The sequence below is a fragment of the Allofournierella sp. genome (genome assembly GCF_048388525.1).
In the GTDB taxonomy this organism is placed as follows: Bacteria; Bacillota; Clostridia; order Oscillospirales; family Ruminococcaceae; genus BQOK01.
The window spans coordinates 1-17,129 of sequence record NZ_DBGCTQ010000110.1 but is presented as its reverse complement, the minus strand read 5'-3'; the positions used below and the strand labels follow the sequence as shown (position 1 = coordinate 17,129).

Genomic DNA, 17,129 nt, shown 5'->3' with positions numbered 1-17,129 from the left:
TCCGCGACATTGCCGACGAGGACTATATCTCCGGCACCGTGCGGCTTTTGGACGTGATCCTGGTGGTGGTGTGCGCCGCCTTTGGGGTGGGCCTTGTAATGGCGGGCTATAACGCCTGTATGGGGGTGTAAATTATGCTGCGCTTTGCATGCGAAGTTCTGGCGGCCGGCCTTGGCACCCTGGCGTTTGCCGTGCTGTTCCACGTGCCGGGGCGGTATTACCTGCGCTGCGCCCTCACCGGCGCCGCCGGCTGGCTGCTGTTTTTGGCCCTGCGGCCGGGCCTCACCGCCATTCCCGCCACCTTTTTCGCCACCCTGGCCGTGGTGGCGCTCAGCCGCTTTTCCTCGGTGCAGCGGCGCTGCCCTGTGACCATTTTCCTGATCTCCGGCATTTTTCCGCTGGTGCCGGGCCTCGGCATTTACCACACCGCCTATTACACCGTCACGGGCGATCTTGCCGCGGCGGGCAGCACCGGCTTTTTCACCATAAAAACAGCGGCCGCCATGGTACTGGCCATTTTATTGGGCTTCGAACTGCCCGCCGGGCTGTTTCGGCGGCTGGCAGGCGCACCCGCCCCAAAGCCCCGCGTTTGAGCCCGCCCTTTCTTTGAGGGCTGCCGCAAACCAGCTTTCAATCTCCGGCTTGCAAACACAGCCGCCGGCTGGTAAACTGAGAACAAATACACGGGCTGCGCCCGGGCTTGCGAGGAATGGAAAATGGAGCGTTTGAACATTGCCCTCTGCTGTGACTACATCGGAAAAAACGAGGCCTTCTGGCTGGCCTGTCAGCGCGCGCTGGATGCCGCGGCCACTCTTGCGGGGCTCCCCGAAGAACTGGGTGCGCTGCGCGCCGCCCTGCTGCAGGCGCACGACGCTCCCCGGGCCGGCCAGCTCTTAAAGCAGCTCACCCTGGCCGCTGCGGCCAAAGGGCAAACGACGGCCGACCTTTTCCCCCTGGGGGCTTTGGCCGCCTGCCTGCCCGGCGCGCTGGAGTATCAGCGGGGCATGGGCGCAGGCGAGGCCCAGCTTCGGGCCACCTTCGGCGACATGCTGCGCTGGGAAGCCTGGTTCGAGCGTGAAACCGGCCGCCCCGGCCTGGCCGAGCTGCATTGGGCGGTTCTGCCCTATGCGGGCGATCTGTTCGAGATCGGCAGCCTGCAATACCAACCCATTGAAAGCCGCTTTTCCGTTTACGGCTGGGCGGCTCCCGGCGGCGGGCTGCTTTTGCTGGCGGGCGGCGGCCTTCCCGTGGATGCCCAGGGGCGCGTTTGCCCGCCGGAGCATGCGGTTTTCACCACCGCATACCGGCAGGAGGGGAAGCTTGCGGCCGGGCACCTGATCGATCCCCTTTCCGGCTCCATCTCGGCCCAGCTCACCGAGCTGCCCGTGGCAGGCCTTTCCCCTGTGCTGGCCCCCGGGCTGCGGGTGCTGAACCTTCACATTCCGGCGGGTGCCGACCTCTCCCCCACCGCGGTGGACGACAGCCTGCGGGCTGCAAAGCGCTTTTTCGCGGCCGCGGGCCAGCCCGCGGCGCTGGCGGTGTGTCATAGCTGGATGCTGGATCCCCAGCTGGCGCAGTTTTTGCCCCCCACCAGCCGTATTCTGCATCTGGCGGGCCGTTTTGCCCGCTTTTCTTTGCCGGGCGAGGGCTCGGCCGCCCGCTTTGTTTTCCGCACCGATACCCCGGTGGACCGGCTGCCTGCCTCGGCCGCCCGCACCAGCCTGCAGCAGGCCGTACTGGCCCATCTGACCTCCGGCGGCAAATTGTTCGATGTGGGCGGCGCCATGCTGCTGTAAGGCTGCCCGCAGCCCGGCAAACGCTGTTCTGGGCGCTGCCCGCCCCTGCGCCGCTTCGGGGGCGGGGATTATATTTCAAAGCAATCGAAAACGCGCCCCGGTGGAAACGGGTTCCACCGGGGCGCGTTTTGTCCTTTTTCAGGCCAGCTTGCCCGCCTCGGCCTGCCGCAGCAGGTAAAGCTGCCGCTCTTTGCGCACCAGCTGCTCCACAAACGGGGTGGCCGGCTGCCGCAATATCTCGGCGGGGGCCGCGCACTGCTCCACCCTGCCCGCGTCCATCACCAGCATCCGGGTGCCCAGCTTTACCGCCTCTGCAATGTCGTGGGTCACAAACACCACCGTGATGCCCCGCTGCCGGTGGATGCGCAGCAATTCATCCTGAAGCTGGCCCCGGGTAATCTCGTCCACCGCGCCAAAGGGTTCGTCCATCAGCAAAAGATCCGGCCCCGCGGCCAGCGCCCGGGCAATGCCCACCCGCTGGCGCTGCCCGCCCGAAAGCTCGCGGGGGTAGCGCTTTGCCAGCGCCGGGTCCAGCCCCACCTGCCCCAGCAGCTCCTCCACCCGGGCAGGGGTTTCCCCTTTCTGCCACAGGCCGCCCAGCGAGGGCACGTAGGCCACGTTTTTTTCCACCGTCATGTGGGGGAAAAGCCCCACCCCCTGGATGGCGTAGCCGATCTGCCGGCGCAGCGCGATCTGGTCAGCCGCGGCCACGTCCTGCCCCCTCACCAGCACCCGGCCCTCGTCCGGCGCGATCAGCCCGTTGATGAGCTTCAGCGCCGTGGTCTTGCCGCAGCCCGAGCGGCCGATCAAGGTCAAGAACTCCCCCTGCTCCACCGCCAGATCCAGCCTGTGCAGCACCGGCTGGCCGCCGTACAGCTTGCTTACCGTTTCAAACCGGATCACCGGCTGTGCCATCTGCTTACCCCTCCAAAAGGCCTTTTTCCACCAGGAAATCCCGGGCCACCTGTTTTTCGTCGGCGCCCTCCACCTCCACCTTGTAGTTCAAGGCGGCCATCTCGGCGTCGCTCAAAATGCCGTCCATCTTCATGAGCGCGGCCTCCAGCCCCGGGTACTTTTCCAGGGTGTCCCGGCGCGCCACGGTGGAGCAGAAGTAGTTCACCTGCAGGTGCAGGTCGTCCTCCAGGGTCACCACGTCGGCGTTGGCCAGCTGAGCGTCGGTGGTAAAGGCGTTGGTCACGTCGATGTCGCCGGAAGCCAGCGCCTGGTATTTCAGGCCGATGTCAATGTCCGAAACGCTCTTGAAGCTGAGGCCGTAGGCCTCGCACAGCTTTCCAAAGCCGTCCTCCCGCTCAATGTAATCCGGGTTGCCGCCAAAATTCAGCTCGCCCGCCACGGCGGTCAGATCGCTGGTTTTTTCCAGGCCGTACTGCCGGGCCGCGTCGCCCCGCACCGCCACCGTGAAGGTGTTGTTAAAGCCGTACAGCCCCAGCCAGGTCATGTTGAACTTCTCCTCGTACTGGGCTTTCAGCTTGTCGAACATCTCGTCGTCCGCCACGCCCTCGGGGCTGTTGCCCAGCACCATCACCCAGCCGCTGGAGGTGTACTCAGGGTACAGGTCAAACTCGCCCTTTTCCATGGCGGGCTGGATGTTGCTGGTGCCTCCGCCCACCCCCTTGGTGATCTGCACCTTGTAATCGGTGCTGTCCTCGATCAAAAGCCCCAGCATCTCCCCCAGGATGTACTGTTCTGTCATGGGCTTTGTGGCGATCTTGATGGGGCCGGAGGCATTGCCCTTGGCGCAGCCTGCGGCCAAAGCCAAAAGGGCGGCCGCCAGCAGGGCGGCGCTGATCTTCCGCAATGTTTTCATGGGTCAGGTTCCTCTCTTTTTAAAATATTTTTCCAAAAGGCCCAGCAAAAAATCACAGCTCAGGGCCAGCAGCGCGATCAAAATACTGCCCGCCGCGGTCATGGCAGGGTTATAAATGGTGATGCCCCGGTAGATCGCCACCCCCAGGCCTCCTGCGCCCACAAACGAGGCGATCCCCGCCACCGACACGGTCATCACCACCATGTTGCGCACCCCGGCCAGGATCACCCCCGCCGCAAGCGGCAGCTTGACCCGCGCCAGGATCTGCCCTTGGGTGCTGCCCATGCCCCGGGCGGCCTCCAGAACATCCGGGTCGATGGAGGTAAGGCCCGCGTGGGTGTTGCGCACCATGGGCATGACCCCGTAAATGGTCAGGGCGATCACCGCGGTCTTGTTCCCAATACCCGTGAACGGGATCAGGATGCCCAGCAGCGAGATGGCGGGAATGGTGTAAAACACGTTGCACACCCCGATCACAAAAGGGGCGGCCTTGGGGTGCTCGGCCACCCAGACGCCCAGCGCCAGGCCGATCGCTCCCGCCATTGCAATGGCGGTCAGCGCCAGCTGCATGTGGCTGCCCAGCAGCTCCACAAACCAGCCCGCGCGCTCAGCATACAGGCTGAAAATCTCATGCACCAGCTCCATCGGCATTCACCTGTGCAGCCGGCGCACCGCGCCCGCGGGGCACACCTCGGCGCAAAGCCCGCACTGCAGGCAGTGCTGCGGCGCAATGGCATAGGGCTTGCCGGGCGCAATGCACTGTTGGGGGCACGCCTTGGCACAGGCGCCGCACCCAATGCAGCTTTCCCCAATTACAAAGCCGGCCGGCTCCGCCGCACCGCCGCCATACGCAAAGCTTTCGCGGTTGATGGGGTAATTCAGCAGGTCGAACCACTCGCCCTGCCCCTCGTAAATATGAAACGCATCCAGCGCGTAGCGGCTCTCGCCGGGATAAACCTCGTTCATTCCGGGGTTTTCCTCAAACACCCGATCCACCCAGCTCTTGTCCACCACCCGCAGCCTGCCTGTGAATTTGAGCGACTGGCAGTCCGGGCACATGGCGGCCAGGGCAATGCGGCCCGTTTGGGTCAGCTGCTTGTGGAAGGGTTTCCCCCGGGAGGTAACGATATACATCCCCTCGTCCCGCGCCAGCATCACGTTGATGATGCGCGCCTGGGGGCGGCCCTCCTCGTCCACCGTGGCCGCGGTGGCGATCTTTACCGTTCGGAACAGGTTCACATATTTTTTTGCCGTTGCGTCCATGCCATCGACTCCTTTTTAAACCGGGGATACAGGGGCTGCCTCTTGCTTTTTACGCCCCATGCTCTTATAATAGGGTTGTAAAGACTTTTTGTAAAGTACGCACATTTGCGGATCATAGTATCAAAAAGGTACTTAAGGAGGCGCTGCAATGAAAAAAAGCGATCTGCCGGCCTGCCCGGTAGAGGCTACCCTAACCCTGATCGGCAACAAGTGGAAGGTGCTGATCCTGCGGGACCTGCTGGGGGGTACCCGCCGTTTCGGCGAGCTGCAGCGCTCGGTGGGGGGCGTGACCCAAAAGGTGCTCACCGCTCAGCTGCGCGCCATGGAGGCCAGCGGCCTTCTGACCCGCAAGGTATATGCCGAGGTCCCACCCCGGGTGGAGTACACTCTCACCCAAACAGGCTACAGCTTAAAACCGGTGCTGGACGCCATGTGCGATTGGGGCCTGGAGTACCAGCACAGCGCCGATTAAGCGCATCAGGCTCTTGAAACATTTAACAGGGCGCGGCAAAAGCCGCGCCCTGCCTGTTTTTGGCAGATGCGAAGTAAAGTTCGTTGCAACATGGGAAATCTTGGAATAAAATTTCAAAGGAGGAGGGAGTGTCATGTATACCCTGCGCTGGTGCACAGCCGCACCGGGCACCTGTGTTCCTCCCGAACTTCTGCCAAAGATCCCGCCGCCTTGGAATTGCGGTTTTCCCGGCGTCCGGTTTGCAGAAGCAGAAGGGAGGGTTGTAGCAAAGTGAACTATCTGTATCTGCCTTTTGCGGAGGTCTTGCCCGGCGAGGGCGGGGTCTGCCATGAAACCTTTGGCCTCCATTGCTGGCAACTGCAAAACGGCCGGCTTTCCCTGTGCCAAAGCATCCCCGACATTTCGCTGGACGAGCGCTTTGTCCGCGCGCTGGCCGGGCGCTTTACCGGCGGCCAGCTGGAACCGGCACATTTTATGGACGCCGTGCTGGATCAGCTCCCCTGAAACGTCCCGCCGCACACTCAGTCTCCTTTTTCGCGATTTTCCGCCCTCACAGCAAGAAGGTTTCGCTTCACACGAATGCCCGTATTTGTGATATAATGATGTCGAAATCACACGAAACGCAGAAATCGCGCGGCGCGCGGATGTTTCTGCGGCGGAAAAGGGGCGGCGTGCATGACCGGAAAGTGGCAAAAACCAGGGTTTACCCTTGTAGAGATGATCGTGGTGCTGGTGATCCTGGCAGTTCTGGCTGCGGCCGCGATTCCTGTTATGACCGGCTATATCGGTAAGGCGCAGGAAACCGTGTGCGCCTCCCAGCGCGCGGGCCTGCTGCGGCAGCTCCAGGCCGACGAATTGGCCCAAAAGCAGGGCGATGGGGTTTTCAGCGCCAGCGAACTGGCGGCGCTGGCAGCCGCGGCCCAGTGGCATTGCCCTCAGGGGGGCGCTTACCGCGCGGTTCGCCACAGCGGCTCCATCCAGGTGAATTGCCGGGTGCACGGCAACACCTATGGCTCCAACTTTGCAGGCGGCGTCGACGATATGCTGAACGGCAGCGGGTACGCCCCGGACGTGCAGGCCACCATCGACCGCATCAAAAACGGCACTCTTACTGTGGATTCCACCTGCACCGACCCAATCCACCTGAACAACGTCACCGCCGCCCTGGAAACGCTGGGGTTCGATTTGAGCGACAGCGATATGCAGAGCTGGTCCATCCAGGCGCAAGGCGTTCTGGGCGGCAAGGGTGCCTATTACCTTTATTGGTCCTCGGTGGATATTTCCGCCTGCGCACTGGGCCAAAAAGTAAAGGTTATGCGCTATAACTCCCGGTACGGAACTTACACCGCAGGCTATATAACCATCACCTCCGCCACCCTGAACAGCGGCACCTATAACGTTTTCAGCCGTATCGAGTCCGACTGGGCCGAATATACCGGGCAGCAGCAGACCGGCAGCACCAAAAAAGATTTTAACTACACCTATTCGGTCTACGATCAAATGCCCGACACACCTGTCTAGCCTCCTGGCTCAAAGGTCTTTATAAGATAATAACAGAAAAAGCGAATTATAATTCGTGGACTTTCCCATTAATTAACATACCATTCCCCGTGAAAGGAGAGAATAATATGTCAATTAATGAAAGTTTTTCTAAAATCATCAAAGAGCGCCGAAAACAGCTTCATCTGACTCAGGAACATGTTGCCGGGGAATGCAGTATCTCCACACGGGCTTACCAGGAGCTTGAAAACGGGAACAGCCTTCCGTCGCTGGATACCCTGATCTATCTCGCCCACGCGTTAAGCCTCGATCTGGACACGCTTGCACAAGAGCTCCGCGCCGAAAAGCTGCGCCAGGCGCAGCAGGAAGAGGCCACCGTTTGATCCCGTGAAAAAGGGGCTCCGGCACAGGATCGCTTTTTGGCGGATCCCCCAAAAAGAGTCGCTTGTAAAAGCGGCTCTTTTTTTACTGATTGCACTTATTATTTTTTACGGCCAAAGTTCATCCAAGGTTTTGCCCAAGCCATCCGCAATGCGGCGCAGTGTATCCGCGCGGGGGATCGTTTTTCCAGTTTCGATTGCACACAAGGTGTTTTTGTTGATTTTGGCCACCGCTGCGAGTTCCCGCACGGTAAGCCCTGCAGCTTCACGCGCAGCCTTAATTGGGCTATTCATCGCTCCCCCTCATAACTCTAGTGGAATCGGATTCAACGAAAGATTTCTCCCGATCGCCTGCTGCATGTGGTCATATCGGTATTGTAAAAACGCGGTTGCTTTTTCTTTGTCCACGTCGCAGCGGATCGCGCCGGCCATCCTGTCAAGCTGACCCGGGGCAAGCGGCGGCAGCTGGATCGGCACATGATGCAAAAGCACCAGGTTCTGCCAGTCCTTTAAAAAGTCCGCGCCGGCCTTCTCATTGGGAATGTGCAGCGCCAGCGCCGGCGCAAGGCCGCGCAAGCTTTCGCAGTTCTGCAAATGCCGGTCTGATTTCAGGCCCAACGCACGGGCCGGCTCCAGCTTCCAGCACTTTTCAAAGCTGCCGGTGTTTGTAAGCTCCGGCGTGCGGCTGAAGGGCCGGCTGAAATCGTCCACACTGGGGCCATTCAGGGCGAATTTCCAGTACGCGTTCTCCCGAAAGCATACATCCTGGTACTGCAAAGCGCTGCCCTGGGGTTTAAGCCAGTATGTGTCGGTAATGGTCGCGGCCTCCACCTACAGGGGGATCAGCTGCGGTGCCTCGTCGCTGATGCGCAGCATCCGGGCGTTGGTGCGGGAATGGCAGTCCATCGCGCGGGAGCGCAGCCAGTCTTCCAGGCTTCCGCCATGAGCAAAGTGAAAAGGCAGCAGCACGATCAGGCGCTGTATTTTTTCTTCATGCGATGCGGTCTTCCCTTCTTGAATTTTTGCTTCAAACAGAAAAAAGCCCACATCGTTACGTGGGCTTTAAGCAAAAGAAAATTGCATTTTTAAGGGCTTTATTGTGCTTTTTTACTGATATTCTTGAAATTCCCATTTTACGAAAAGTTTTTCATGGGATATTCTGGATAGTTCCATATCATTTCTTTTAGAGGAGGAATGATATGAAAGAAAAAGACACATTGGCAGAGGTCATGAAAAAGGAGTTTTCTGTCCGTTTGGGCCGGCGAAGGAATGAAATGGATCTGACCCAAGAAAAGGCTGCAGAACTATGCGGTGTGACTCTGCGGGAGTATCAAACCTGGGAGCAGGGAAAAAGCCTTCCCGGGCTGCCAAATGCTGCGCGCATCCGTGCCGCGATGGGGCTCAGCCTGGATGATCTGGCAGATAAGATGACCGGGGCCAAAGAGCCCGCGATGGCCTGATCCGAAGAACGGCCGAAATGCCGCATGGTACAAAACGGCCGCCCAAACGATATTGAAACGTTGGGCGGTCATTTTGATACTTATGGCCCAAGCGGCGGCTCTTGCTGCAGCTGCCGGCTGGATCCGGCAAAGCGCTCGCTCCGTACCTGTTCTTCTGCCAACAGCGCCTCAAAGAACTGTGCCAGGCCGCTCGCATTGTTTTCTGCGAGAAATGCGGGATACTGCACCTGCGTTTCTTTGGGGATCACCACGGTAGGAATCAAAACGCTCTATTCGGCGCTTCTTGTCCGCAATGTACACACATCATTACAGGCAGCTTCTTATTCAGGCTTAGTGGCCCTTTCAGCACAAAAAAATACCTGACAGCATGCATTTGAAACTACAAATACATACTGCCAGGTATTCCTGGTGGAGAATTAGGGACTCGAACCCCAGACTTCCTGCGTGTGATGCAGGCACTCTAACCAGCTGAGCTAATCCTCCAGAGCGTGTTTTATTATAGCACGGGCACCTGTAAAAATCAAGAGGTAAACCGAAATTTTTTTCGCCGCGTTTTTTCCTGTTTTTGGGGCCGGGCGGCTTGCATTGTGCTGTGCGGGCGTGGTATCCTTTATAAAGTGTATTATTTATAAAAGTGTGGGGGCTCATCCATGGAGATCGGATTCGACAACGACCTTTATATCCGCAAACAGACCGAAAACATCCTTGCGCGCATCGACCAGTTCCGCGGCAAGCTGTATCTGGAGTTCGGCGGCAAACTGTTCGACGATTACCACGCCGCCCGGGTGCTGCCCGGCTTCGATGTAAACGGCAAGATCCGCCTGCTGCATGAACTGCGCGACAAGGCCGAGATCATCTTCTGCATCTCGGCGGGCGACATTGAAAAAACCAAAATGCGCGCGGACCTGGGCATCAGCTACGACATGGAGGTCCTGCGCCTGATCGACGACATTCACGCTATGGACATCGCGGTAAACAGCGTGGTGATCACCCAGTACACCGGCCAGCCCGCGGCCGACGGCTTTGCAAAAAAGCTCACCGAGCGCGGGGTCGCAAACTACATTCATCGCCCCATTACGGGCTACCCCATGGCCGTGGACCACATTTGCAGCGACGAGGGCTACGGCTCGAACCCCTACATCGAGACCACAAAGCCCCTGGTGGTGCTCACCGCCCCGGGCCCCGGCAGCGGCAAGCTGGCCACCGCCCTTTCGCAGGTATACCACGAATACAAGCGCGGCATCATGGCCGGCTATGCCAAGTTCGAGACCTTTCCCATCTGGAACCTGCCTCTCAAGCACCCGGTGAACCTTGCCTACGAGGCCGCCACCGCCGATCTGAACGACGTGAACATGATCGACCCCTTCCATCTGGAAGCCTACGGCGAGACCACTGTGAACTACAACCGGGATGTGGAGGCCTTTCCCATCGTGCAGACCATCCTGGCCCGCATCACCGGCGACAAGGATTTTTACCGCAGCCCCACCGATATGGGGGTGAACATGGCCGGCTACGCCATTTCAGACGACGCCGTGGTCCGCCGCGCCGCCACCGAGGAGATCTTCCGCCGCTACTACAAGGCTGCCTGCGAGGCAAAGCAGGGCAAAGCCAGCGAGGATTCGCTGCACAAAATCGAGAGCATCATGCAGCAGCTGGGCGTTACTGCCGAGGGCCGGGCCGTGGTGGCCCCCGCCCTGGAAAAACAGCGCGTCGCGGGCTGCCCCGCCGCCGCCGTGCAGCTGCCGGACGGCCGCATCATCACCGGCAAGGCCAGCGACCTGATGAGCGCCTGCAGCGCCACCGTGCTGAACAGCATCAAGGCCCTGTCCGGCATTCAGGACGATATCCTTCTCATCAGCGAACAGGTGTTAAAGCCCCTGCTGCGCCTCAAGATCGACTACCTGGGCAGCCGTTCCAGCGTGCTCAAGGTCGACGATGTGCTGGCGGGCCTTGCCGTCAGCGCGGCCACCTCGCCGGTGGCCGCCCGTGCCCTGGCCGCCATCCCCCTTCTGCGCGACTGCGACATGCATTCCACCCAAATGCTGCACACCGGCGACGAGGGCACCCTGCGCAAGCTGGGTCTGCGCCTCACCATGGAGCCGGTCTACCCCAGCAAGGATCTGTTTTTCTAAACTCTGCGTCTTTTCGCGCCGCCCCGCAGCCGGGCGGCGCTCTTTTATGCCCTTTTCCCCCCGGGGGCGCCCTGTTCCGTGGCCCTGTGACCTAAAGCAAAACGTTTTTGCCTGTTTTTACGCCTCCCTGGCAAGCTTCGCCAGTATCCGACAGCGCCTGCGTGTATGATAGAGTGCACCGAGCCGCCCCTTTTTTTCGGCCCGGTCATCAATCCCACAAGGAAGTGAATCGATATGTCTGCCCCTCACTCTCACCGTTCCCCTCCCGCCCAAAAGTTGCCGCGGCCCGCGCGGTCCATCGCGGCGCTTGCCGCCGATTATCCGGCCCTTGATTGGGCCGGCGCCCGGGCTTATGCCGCCGCGCAGCTTCGGCAGCTGCGCCGTGCGCTCCCGCCGGGCGGGGCCGCACTTTTGCTGGCCGCCCGCGGATTGGTGGCCGCCGCCACCCGCCTGGGGATGCGCCGGGCCGGGCAGCGCGGGCAGGCCCTGGCGCGGGGCGGCGCGCTGCCCCCCAGGGTGGACGATTTGCTGGAAGCGCAGCTGTTCCGGCTGGCCAGCCCCCGCTGCCCGGCCGCTTACCGCGCCCTGCTCTGCTGCGAGCAGCGGCTCGAGGACGTGCTGCTCCGCCGCTTCGCCTTCCCCCACAGGCAGCAGCTGGAGGCGCTGTTCGCCCAGTGGGAGGATCTGCACCGCCTCGCCTGCTTTCTTTCCCTGTACCTGGGCTTTGAGCGGCAGGCCGCCCGCATGGCCGCGGCCCGGCCCGCCCGCGGCCCCCGCCTTGCCAAACAGGCGGCCGCCCTGCGCGCTTTGCTGTGCATGGGCCCACGGCGCGGCAAGCTGGTGTTTTTCCCCGCCCCGGCCCGCGCCCAGGCAACATAAAAAGTGGCCGGGCAGCGCAAAAACGTATTTACATCCACCCCCCTATCCTCTATAATGGTACTGTTGTAATTTTGCACACAGCTGCAAGTGAAGCGTTAAAGAGCAAAGGAGCAAAAAGAGTATGGAGCGTTTGGTGGGTACCGTTTCGCGGGGCGTCCGTGCCCCGATCATCCGGCAGGGCGACGATATGGCCCGCATCGTGGTAGACTCGGTTCTGGCCGCTGCCGAAAGCGAAGGCTTTTCCCTGCGCGACCGCGACGTGATCGGGATCACCGAGGCGGTGGTGGCCCGCAGCCAGGGCAACTACGCCACCATTCAAGATATTGCCAACGACGTCCGGCAAAAGCTGGGCGGCGGCACGGTGGGCGTGGTTTGGCCCATTCTCAGCCGCAACCGTTTCGCCGTGTGCCTGCGGGGCATTGCCGGGGGCTGCAAAAAGGTCGTGCTTATGCTCAGCTACCCCAGCGACGAAGTGGGCAACCACCTCATCACCGAGGACGAGCTGGACGCTGCGGGCGTCGACCCCTGGCGCGACGTGCTCAGCGAGGCCCGGTACCGTGAGCTGTTCGGCTATAAAAAGCACACCTTCACCGGCGTGGATTATGTGGACTATTACCGCAGCGTGATCGAGGGCGCGGGCGCCGAGTGCGAGATCATCTTCGCCAACGACCCCCGGGCCATTCTGGGTTGCACCAAGGCCGTGCTCACCTGCGATATCCACACCCGCAGGCGCACCAAGCGCCTGCTCACCGCCGCGGGCGCCGACGCTGTGTTCTGCCTGGATGAGATCATGACCGCCCCGGTGAACGGCAGCGGCTATAACGATCAGTACGGTCTGCTGGGCTCCAACAAGGCCACCGAGGAGACCGTAAAGCTGTTCCCCATCCACTGCCAGGAGCTGGTGGAAAAGGTGCAGGCCATGCTGCTGGAAGCCACCGGCAGGCATGTGGAGGTCATGGTTTATGGCGACGGTGCGTTCAAGGACCCTGTGGGCAAGATCTGGGAACTGGCCGACCCCGTCGTCAGCCCCGCCTACACCCCCGGCCTCGAAGGCACGCCCAACGAGCTCAAGCTCAAATACCTGGCCGACAACGATTTTGCCGACCTGACCGGCGCCGACCTGAAAGCGGCCATCAGCAAGGCCATCGAGGAAAAGGACCAGAAAGCCGAAAACCTTACCGGGAACATGGCCAGCCAGGGCACAACCCCCCGCCGCCTCACCGACCTGATCGGCTCGCTGTGCGACCTCACCAGCGGCAGCGGCGACAAGGGCACCCCCATCATCCTGATCCAGGGCTATTTCGACAACTACACCAAATAATCCCCGCACCCGGTTTATCCTTCCGGCGGGGCCGCGCAGTGCTGCTGCGCGGCCCCGCTTTTTTCGACTGTTTTCGCGGCGTTTTCCCCGCCGCCCGGTGATTTTTGGATGCCGTTATGCTATACTGTTTACAAGCGGGCGGCGGCGACGCGCCCATCTGCGCAACGATCTGTTTAAAGCGAGGGGCCTTTTATGAAAAACAAAACTCTGTTGGGCGCCGCGGCGGGCGGCCTGGGCGGTGCCCTTTTTCTTGCCCTGTACCATGGCGGCGCGGGCCTGGGGCTGGCGCTGTTTTTGGCGGCGGCCCTCACGGCTGCTGCGCTCTGCGCGCTTTTGTTCTGGGCGCCGGCCCCCGCCGCTGCCGGCCGGCCGGCGGATTCCGGCGCCCGCGAGCTGCTGCAGGGCGCCCAGGCCCGTGTGGCCAATACCGCCCGCCTCACCGCCGCGCTGGCGCAGCCGGGCGCCCGCAAGGAATCGCAGGAATGCGTGCAGCTGTGCCAGGATATTTTAACGCTCGCGGCCCAGAACGAGCAGGTTCAAAAGCAGCTCCCCAAATTTTTCAACCACTATCTGCCCATGTTCGAACAGATGCTGGCCAATTATGTAAAATGCGAGGGTGCCGGCGTTCTGCCCAGCTCCATGCAGCAGGAATTTCTTAACTTTCTGGACGTGATGGAGAGCGCCCTGAAAAAATTGAAGGAGAAGCTTTACAGCCCTGACCTGCTGCGCCTTGCGGCCGACATGGATGTTCTGGAAAGCCTGTATCAGCTGGACGGTCTTGCGGGCAGCGAATTCCCGCTGCCCGCCGGTGAAGGGGGGCAGCCGAATGAAACGAACTGAACTTTTCCAGGCCGTTCTGGCCTGCGCCGGCTCTTTTGCTGTGGTGGCAGCCCTGGGTCTCGCGTTTCTGCCGGCTCCGGCTCCGGCCCAGCCCTCCGCCCCCGCACGCCCTGCCTCTGCCGCATCTTCGGCCGCCCCCGCCTCCCAAAGCGCGGCTTCCTCCGCCGCCTCCGCGCCGGCCTCCGCCCCCGCGCCCACTTCGGCCGCAAATACTTTCGCCTTCACCGGCGAAGAATTCTTTCAGCAGATCCAGACCGATCTGGGCCAGGAATTCCCCTACGCGGGCAGCTTTTCCGACCAGGGCGTCTATGTGCGCTGGGCCGCTGTGGACGGCCTGGACCTTGCCGATCCCAATTCCTTTTATCTGAAGCTTGCCGTTTACAGTGCCAGCGAAAACGGGCCCGCGCAGGCGGTGACCGTGGATGGCCGGCTGGATTTCACCCAGGCTTTGGGCTCGGCCCTCCGGCAATGCGCTGCCGGGGCGAACGCCCAGGATATATTAAAGGCTCTGGTGGTCGCCGGCTCCTACAAAAGCCCCTCGCTCCAGGCCACCTTCAGCAACTATTCGGCCACCCTGCTGCCCACCGGCGGCAGCTTGCAGCAGGCCGCGCTGAACCAGCTTTCCTGGAAGCAGGTTTCTGTGGTCAATCAAAACAGCAGCCTCTATGCCCAGCTGCAAAAGCTGAACATCGAATACCGCCACGAAGAGCTGGTGGAGCTGCTGGAAGCCGCCCTGCCCGAAGACCAGCGTGCGCAGGATCCCTTTTTGCCCGACGCCCTCAAGCTGGCGCGCCGGGCCGCCGCGCTGGAAGCCCTTTGCAGCATCGACCGCACCGTTGCCTCCCAGCCCATCCTCCGGTACCCCGGGGCCGAAACCCTTACCCCCGAGATCTGCTTTTCGCCCTATCTCTCCACCCGGGGGCTGGCGCTGCAGGCGGGCTTTTACTCCGCGGGCGACGCCGCTTTCACAACGGTAGAGCTCCGTTCCAACAACCTGTTCACCTCTGATACCTGCGATTCAAACGACATTCTTCCAGGCGAGGGCGGCCTTACGTTAAAAAGCAGCGGCGGCCTGTTTTCCAGCAATTACAGCCTGCGTGCGATCGCCGGAATGGAAGCGCCCGCGGCGCGCTTTTCCAGCCGGACCGACCCGCAGCTGTACGACCATGTTCTCACCCAGCAGGAGCTGGACGCCTTCCACACCCTATACGAGCTGTATCAATTAAAAACTTATATTCATAAGCGCAGCTGGACCTACTCCTCCATCACCTGAAACGCCGCGCTGCGGCTCCAAAGCAGCACAAAGGGCGCGCCCCCCGCCGTTTTCGGCCAGGGGCGCGCCCTTTTTATTCTATTTTTCCTGCGCCGCTTCTCACTGGGCCCGGCTCCACCGCTGCAGCAGCCAGTCCGCCGCCAGCCAGCACGCCCCCACGGCGATCAGCAGGCAGGCAAGGCCCGCCCGGCCGTCGCCGACGCGCTGCAAAAGCTCTGGCAGATGAAACAGCGGGTAAAAGCTCACCCAGCGCAGCGCCGTCAGGCCCGAAAGCGCAAGCAGCGCGGGCAGGCAGAACGCCAGCGCCCCCACAAACATCGCGCTCAGCGCATTGCCCAGCTTTTCCGAAAGGGCAAGCACGCACGCGCCCATGCAAAGGCAGGCCGCCAGCCGCGCCGCGCTGCCCAGCGCCAGCAGCCCCGCCAGCCCCACCCAGCCGGGCAGCCGCTCGTAGGCGCTCATGCTCATGGCCGGGGCAAAGGGGGCAGGCAGGCCGTAGTCCCGCAGCGCCACCACAAGGCGCGGCGCGCTCACCAGCGCGCAGATCACCAGCGCCGCCGCCGCGCTCACCCCCAGCTTGCGGGCCACCGTGGCCCGCCTGCCCAGGGGCGTTGCCATGATCACCCGGCGCATGCCGCCCTTCTGCTCCATGGCAAACAACCCGGCAAAGCACACGCTGCACAAAAGCCCCGCCCACAGGGTATCCTGCACATCGCCCGTGCCCGCAAACCCAAACAGCTTCTGCCAGCCGCTCTCGTACACCAGCTGCGCCCCGGGGTGCCGCTTCCAGTAGTCCAGGTTGCCGTAGATCACCCGCTGGAACACGTTCATCTTCTGCTGCAGGCCGTAATAGGCGCCCATCTGCGCCTGATACGCCTCGCTGCTAACTTCGCCCCGGCGCATCGCGCTCTCCAGCTGCAGGATCGGCTCAAACTGTTTGCTCTCCTGCTCCAACCACAGGTATTTCTCGTGGGTGTACGGGCCCGAGAGCTCGGTCATGTAATAGCGGTAATAAATTTCCTCCGCGTCGATATAGCTCTCGGCGCTCGCCGCCTGCCAGCACTGAAACGCCGCAAACGCCGCCAGCAGCAGCGCGGCGCCGTTCATCAGGGCCAGCTTGCGCCCCTCCTGCCCCAGCACGCTCACCGCCCGGGTGCGCCCGGCGCGGGCAAACCGCAGCCCCGCAAACGCCGGGGCCGGGCGCAGCCGCGCGGTGCAGAACACCAGGCAAAAGCCCGCCGCCAGCGCCGCGCCATACAGCGCGGCGGCTACCCACTCCACCACCGGCAGGGGCACGGGGGCGTCGAACCAGTACAGGTTGCGGTAATTGCCCAGCAGCTCGTTGGTGCGCAAAAGGCTGGCAAGGTTTGCATATTTAATCACGTTCAGCCGGCTGGTGGCCGGGATGGCCTGCCGCACCAGCCACTGGGCGGCGGGCAGCGCCAGCGCCGCGCACCAGCCCGCCGCGGCCCTGCGGCACCACAGCGCCGCCAGCATCACCCACAGGCCCATCACAAAAGCGGCGGCCCACTTGGCCAGCAAAAACCGCCCCAGGTACTGCCCCACCGTGATCTGCATGGTGCAGCGCATCAGGGCCGGCACGCTCTGGATGCTGCGCCCCAGCGGCCCCAGCCCAAAGCTCAGCTGGCAGTAGGCCAGGTTCACGCCATACAGCACCACAAGCACGGCCAGCAGGCTTACAGCCAGGGCCGCCAGCTTTGCCAGGGCGGTTTTCAGCCGCCCGCCCGGGGTGCTGCGCACCAGGGCCAGCAGGCCGTTCTCCCGCTCCTGCCGCACCAAAAGGCTTGCCAGCAGCAGCATGGCCGCCAGCGCCAGCAGGTCGGTGAACTGGTAGTCCAGCGCGGTGAACAGCCCCTTTTGCGGCGCGTAGTCGATCTGCACCGCCGAAAGCTGCGCGTACACCGCCGCCGTTTTTTCAATGTTCGCCCGGTCGTAGCCGCTCTTGCCGCTGTTGAAGATCGAGA

20 protein-coding genes and 1 tRNA gene are annotated in these 17,129 nt (G+C 62.1%); 12 read left to right on the top strand and 9 right to left on the bottom strand.

Annotated elements, in window-relative coordinates:
- Positions 1–134: 134 nt before the first annotated feature.
- Positions 135–593, top strand: coding sequence for a threonine/serine exporter family protein (locus ACMLHZ_RS13435; RefSeq protein ID WP_418668185.1), 459 nt, complete (start codon positions 135–137; stop codon positions 591–593).
- 123 nt (positions 594–716) lie between these two features.
- Complete coding sequence (locus tag ACMLHZ_RS13430; protein WP_418668184.1) at positions 717–1,796, top strand: acyltransferase domain-containing protein; 1,080 nt, start codon at positions 717–719, stop codon at positions 1,794–1,796.
- A gap of 138 nt (positions 1,797–1,934) precedes the next feature.
- On the opposite strand, the gene ACMLHZ_RS13425 is transcribed toward ACMLHZ_RS13430, so the two are convergent.
- From ACMLHZ_RS13425 to ACMLHZ_RS13410, 4 genes are read right to left on the bottom strand one after another with little or no spacing between them, the layout of a single operon-like run.
- Complete coding sequence (locus tag ACMLHZ_RS13425; RefSeq protein WP_418668183.1) at positions 1,935–2,711, bottom strand: ABC transporter ATP-binding protein; 777 nt, start codon at positions 2,709–2,711, stop codon at positions 1,935–1,937.
- A 4-nt stretch (positions 2,712–2,715) separates the two neighbouring features.
- A complete protein-coding gene (locus ACMLHZ_RS13420) occupies positions 2,716–3,624 on the bottom strand; it encodes a glycine betaine ABC transporter substrate-binding protein (RefSeq protein ID WP_418668182.1) in 909 nt (302 codons plus the stop codon).
- 3 nt (positions 3,625–3,627) lie between these two features.
- Positions 3,628–4,269, bottom strand: coding sequence for an ABC transporter permease (locus ACMLHZ_RS13415; protein ID WP_418668181.1), 642 nt, complete (start codon positions 4,267–4,269; stop codon positions 3,628–3,630).
- Positions 4,270–4,275: 6 nt separating this feature from the next.
- The gene (locus ACMLHZ_RS13410) at positions 4,276–4,887 is read right to left on the bottom strand and encodes a 4Fe-4S binding protein (RefSeq protein WP_418668180.1); all 612 of its coding nucleotides are present in this window, start codon (positions 4,885–4,887) and stop codon (positions 4,276–4,278) included.
- 148 nt (positions 4,888–5,035) lie between these two features.
- Here ACMLHZ_RS13410 and ACMLHZ_RS13405 point away from each other — a divergent pair, with 148 nt between their 5' ends.
- The 4 genes from ACMLHZ_RS13405 to ACMLHZ_RS13390 all read left to right on the top strand — a co-directional run bounded on the left by ACMLHZ_RS13405 (position 5,036) and on the right by ACMLHZ_RS13390 (position 7,242).
- Positions 5,036–5,359 carry a winged helix-turn-helix transcriptional regulator gene (locus ACMLHZ_RS13405; protein ID WP_418668179.1) on the top strand — a complete coding sequence of 108 codons (324 nt, stop codon included), beginning with the start codon at positions 5,036–5,038 and terminating at the stop codon, positions 5,357–5,359.
- 270 nt (positions 5,360–5,629) lie between these two features.
- Positions 5,630–5,863 (top strand): hypothetical protein, encoded by a 234-nt coding sequence (locus ACMLHZ_RS13400; RefSeq protein WP_418668178.1) that lies wholly within the window; start codon positions 5,630–5,632, stop codon positions 5,861–5,863.
- Positions 5,864–6,034: 171 nt separating this feature from the next.
- A complete protein-coding gene (locus tag ACMLHZ_RS13395; RefSeq protein WP_418668177.1) occupies positions 6,035–6,880 on the top strand; it encodes a prepilin-type N-terminal cleavage/methylation domain-containing protein in 846 nt (281 codons plus the stop codon).
- 107 nt (positions 6,881–6,987) lie between these two features.
- The gene (locus tag ACMLHZ_RS13390; RefSeq protein WP_418668176.1) at positions 6,988–7,242 is read left to right on the top strand and encodes a helix-turn-helix domain-containing protein; all 255 of its coding nucleotides are present in this window, start codon (positions 6,988–6,990) and stop codon (positions 7,240–7,242) included.
- A gap of 105 nt (positions 7,243–7,347) precedes the next feature.
- On the opposite strand, the gene ACMLHZ_RS13385 is transcribed toward ACMLHZ_RS13390, so the two are convergent.
- From ACMLHZ_RS13385 to ACMLHZ_RS13375, 3 genes are read right to left on the bottom strand one after another with little or no spacing between them, the layout of a single operon-like run.
- Positions 7,348–7,533, bottom strand: a complete 186-nt coding sequence (locus ACMLHZ_RS13385) for a helix-turn-helix transcriptional regulator (RefSeq protein WP_418668175.1) — start codon at positions 7,531–7,533, stop codon at positions 7,348–7,350.
- Between the two features lie 9 nt (positions 7,534–7,542).
- Positions 7,543–8,070, bottom strand: coding sequence for a hypothetical protein (locus ACMLHZ_RS13380; protein ID WP_418668174.1), 528 nt, complete (start codon positions 8,068–8,070; stop codon positions 7,543–7,545).
- Positions 8,071–8,286, bottom strand: coding sequence for a hypothetical protein (locus ACMLHZ_RS13375; protein WP_418668173.1), 216 nt, complete (start codon positions 8,284–8,286; stop codon positions 8,071–8,073).
- A gap of 152 nt (positions 8,287–8,438) precedes the next feature.
- On the opposite strand from ACMLHZ_RS13375, the gene ACMLHZ_RS13370 reads away from it, so the two are divergent.
- A complete protein-coding gene (locus ACMLHZ_RS13370) occupies positions 8,439–8,699 on the top strand; it encodes a helix-turn-helix transcriptional regulator (RefSeq protein ID WP_418668172.1) in 261 nt (86 codons plus the stop codon).
- Between the two features lie 406 nt (positions 8,700–9,105).
- On the opposite strand, the gene ACMLHZ_RS13365 is transcribed toward ACMLHZ_RS13370, so the two are convergent.
- Positions 9,106–9,182 (bottom strand) — tRNA-Val (locus ACMLHZ_RS13365).
- 167 nt (positions 9,183–9,349) lie between these two features.
- On the opposite strand from ACMLHZ_RS13365, the gene ACMLHZ_RS13360 reads away from it, so the two are divergent.
- The 5 genes from ACMLHZ_RS13360 to ACMLHZ_RS13340 all read left to right on the top strand — a co-directional run bounded on the left by ACMLHZ_RS13360 (position 9,350) and on the right by ACMLHZ_RS13340 (position 15,144).
- Positions 9,350–10,831, top strand: coding sequence for a DUF1846 domain-containing protein (locus ACMLHZ_RS13360; RefSeq protein ID WP_177566394.1), 1,482 nt, complete (start codon positions 9,350–9,352; stop codon positions 10,829–10,831).
- Positions 10,832–11,065: 234 nt separating this feature from the next.
- Positions 11,066–11,710: a hypothetical protein gene (locus ACMLHZ_RS13355; protein WP_418668171.1), complete on the top strand. Its 645-nt coding sequence runs from the start codon at positions 11,066–11,068 to the stop codon at positions 11,708–11,710.
- 121 nt (positions 11,711–11,831) lie between these two features.
- Positions 11,832–13,031, top strand: a complete 1,200-nt coding sequence (locus ACMLHZ_RS13350) for a coenzyme F420-0:L-glutamate ligase (RefSeq protein ID WP_418668170.1) — start codon at positions 11,832–11,834, stop codon at positions 13,029–13,031.
- Between the two features lie 192 nt (positions 13,032–13,223).
- The gene (locus ACMLHZ_RS13345; RefSeq protein ID WP_418668169.1) at positions 13,224–13,871 is read left to right on the top strand and encodes a 5-bromo-4-chloroindolyl phosphate hydrolysis family protein; all 648 of its coding nucleotides are present in this window, start codon (positions 13,224–13,226) and stop codon (positions 13,869–13,871) included.
- Complete coding sequence (locus tag ACMLHZ_RS13340; protein WP_418668168.1) at positions 13,858–15,144, top strand: hypothetical protein; 1,287 nt, start codon at positions 13,858–13,860, stop codon at positions 15,142–15,144. Before ACMLHZ_RS13345 ends, ACMLHZ_RS13340 begins: the two co-directional genes overlap by 14 nt.
- A gap of 99 nt (positions 15,145–15,243) precedes the next feature.
- On the opposite strand, the gene ACMLHZ_RS13335 is transcribed toward ACMLHZ_RS13340, so the two are convergent.
- On the bottom strand, positions 15,244–17,129 hold a 1,886-nt coding region (locus tag ACMLHZ_RS13335), incomplete at its 5' end, for a hypothetical protein (RefSeq protein WP_418668167.1).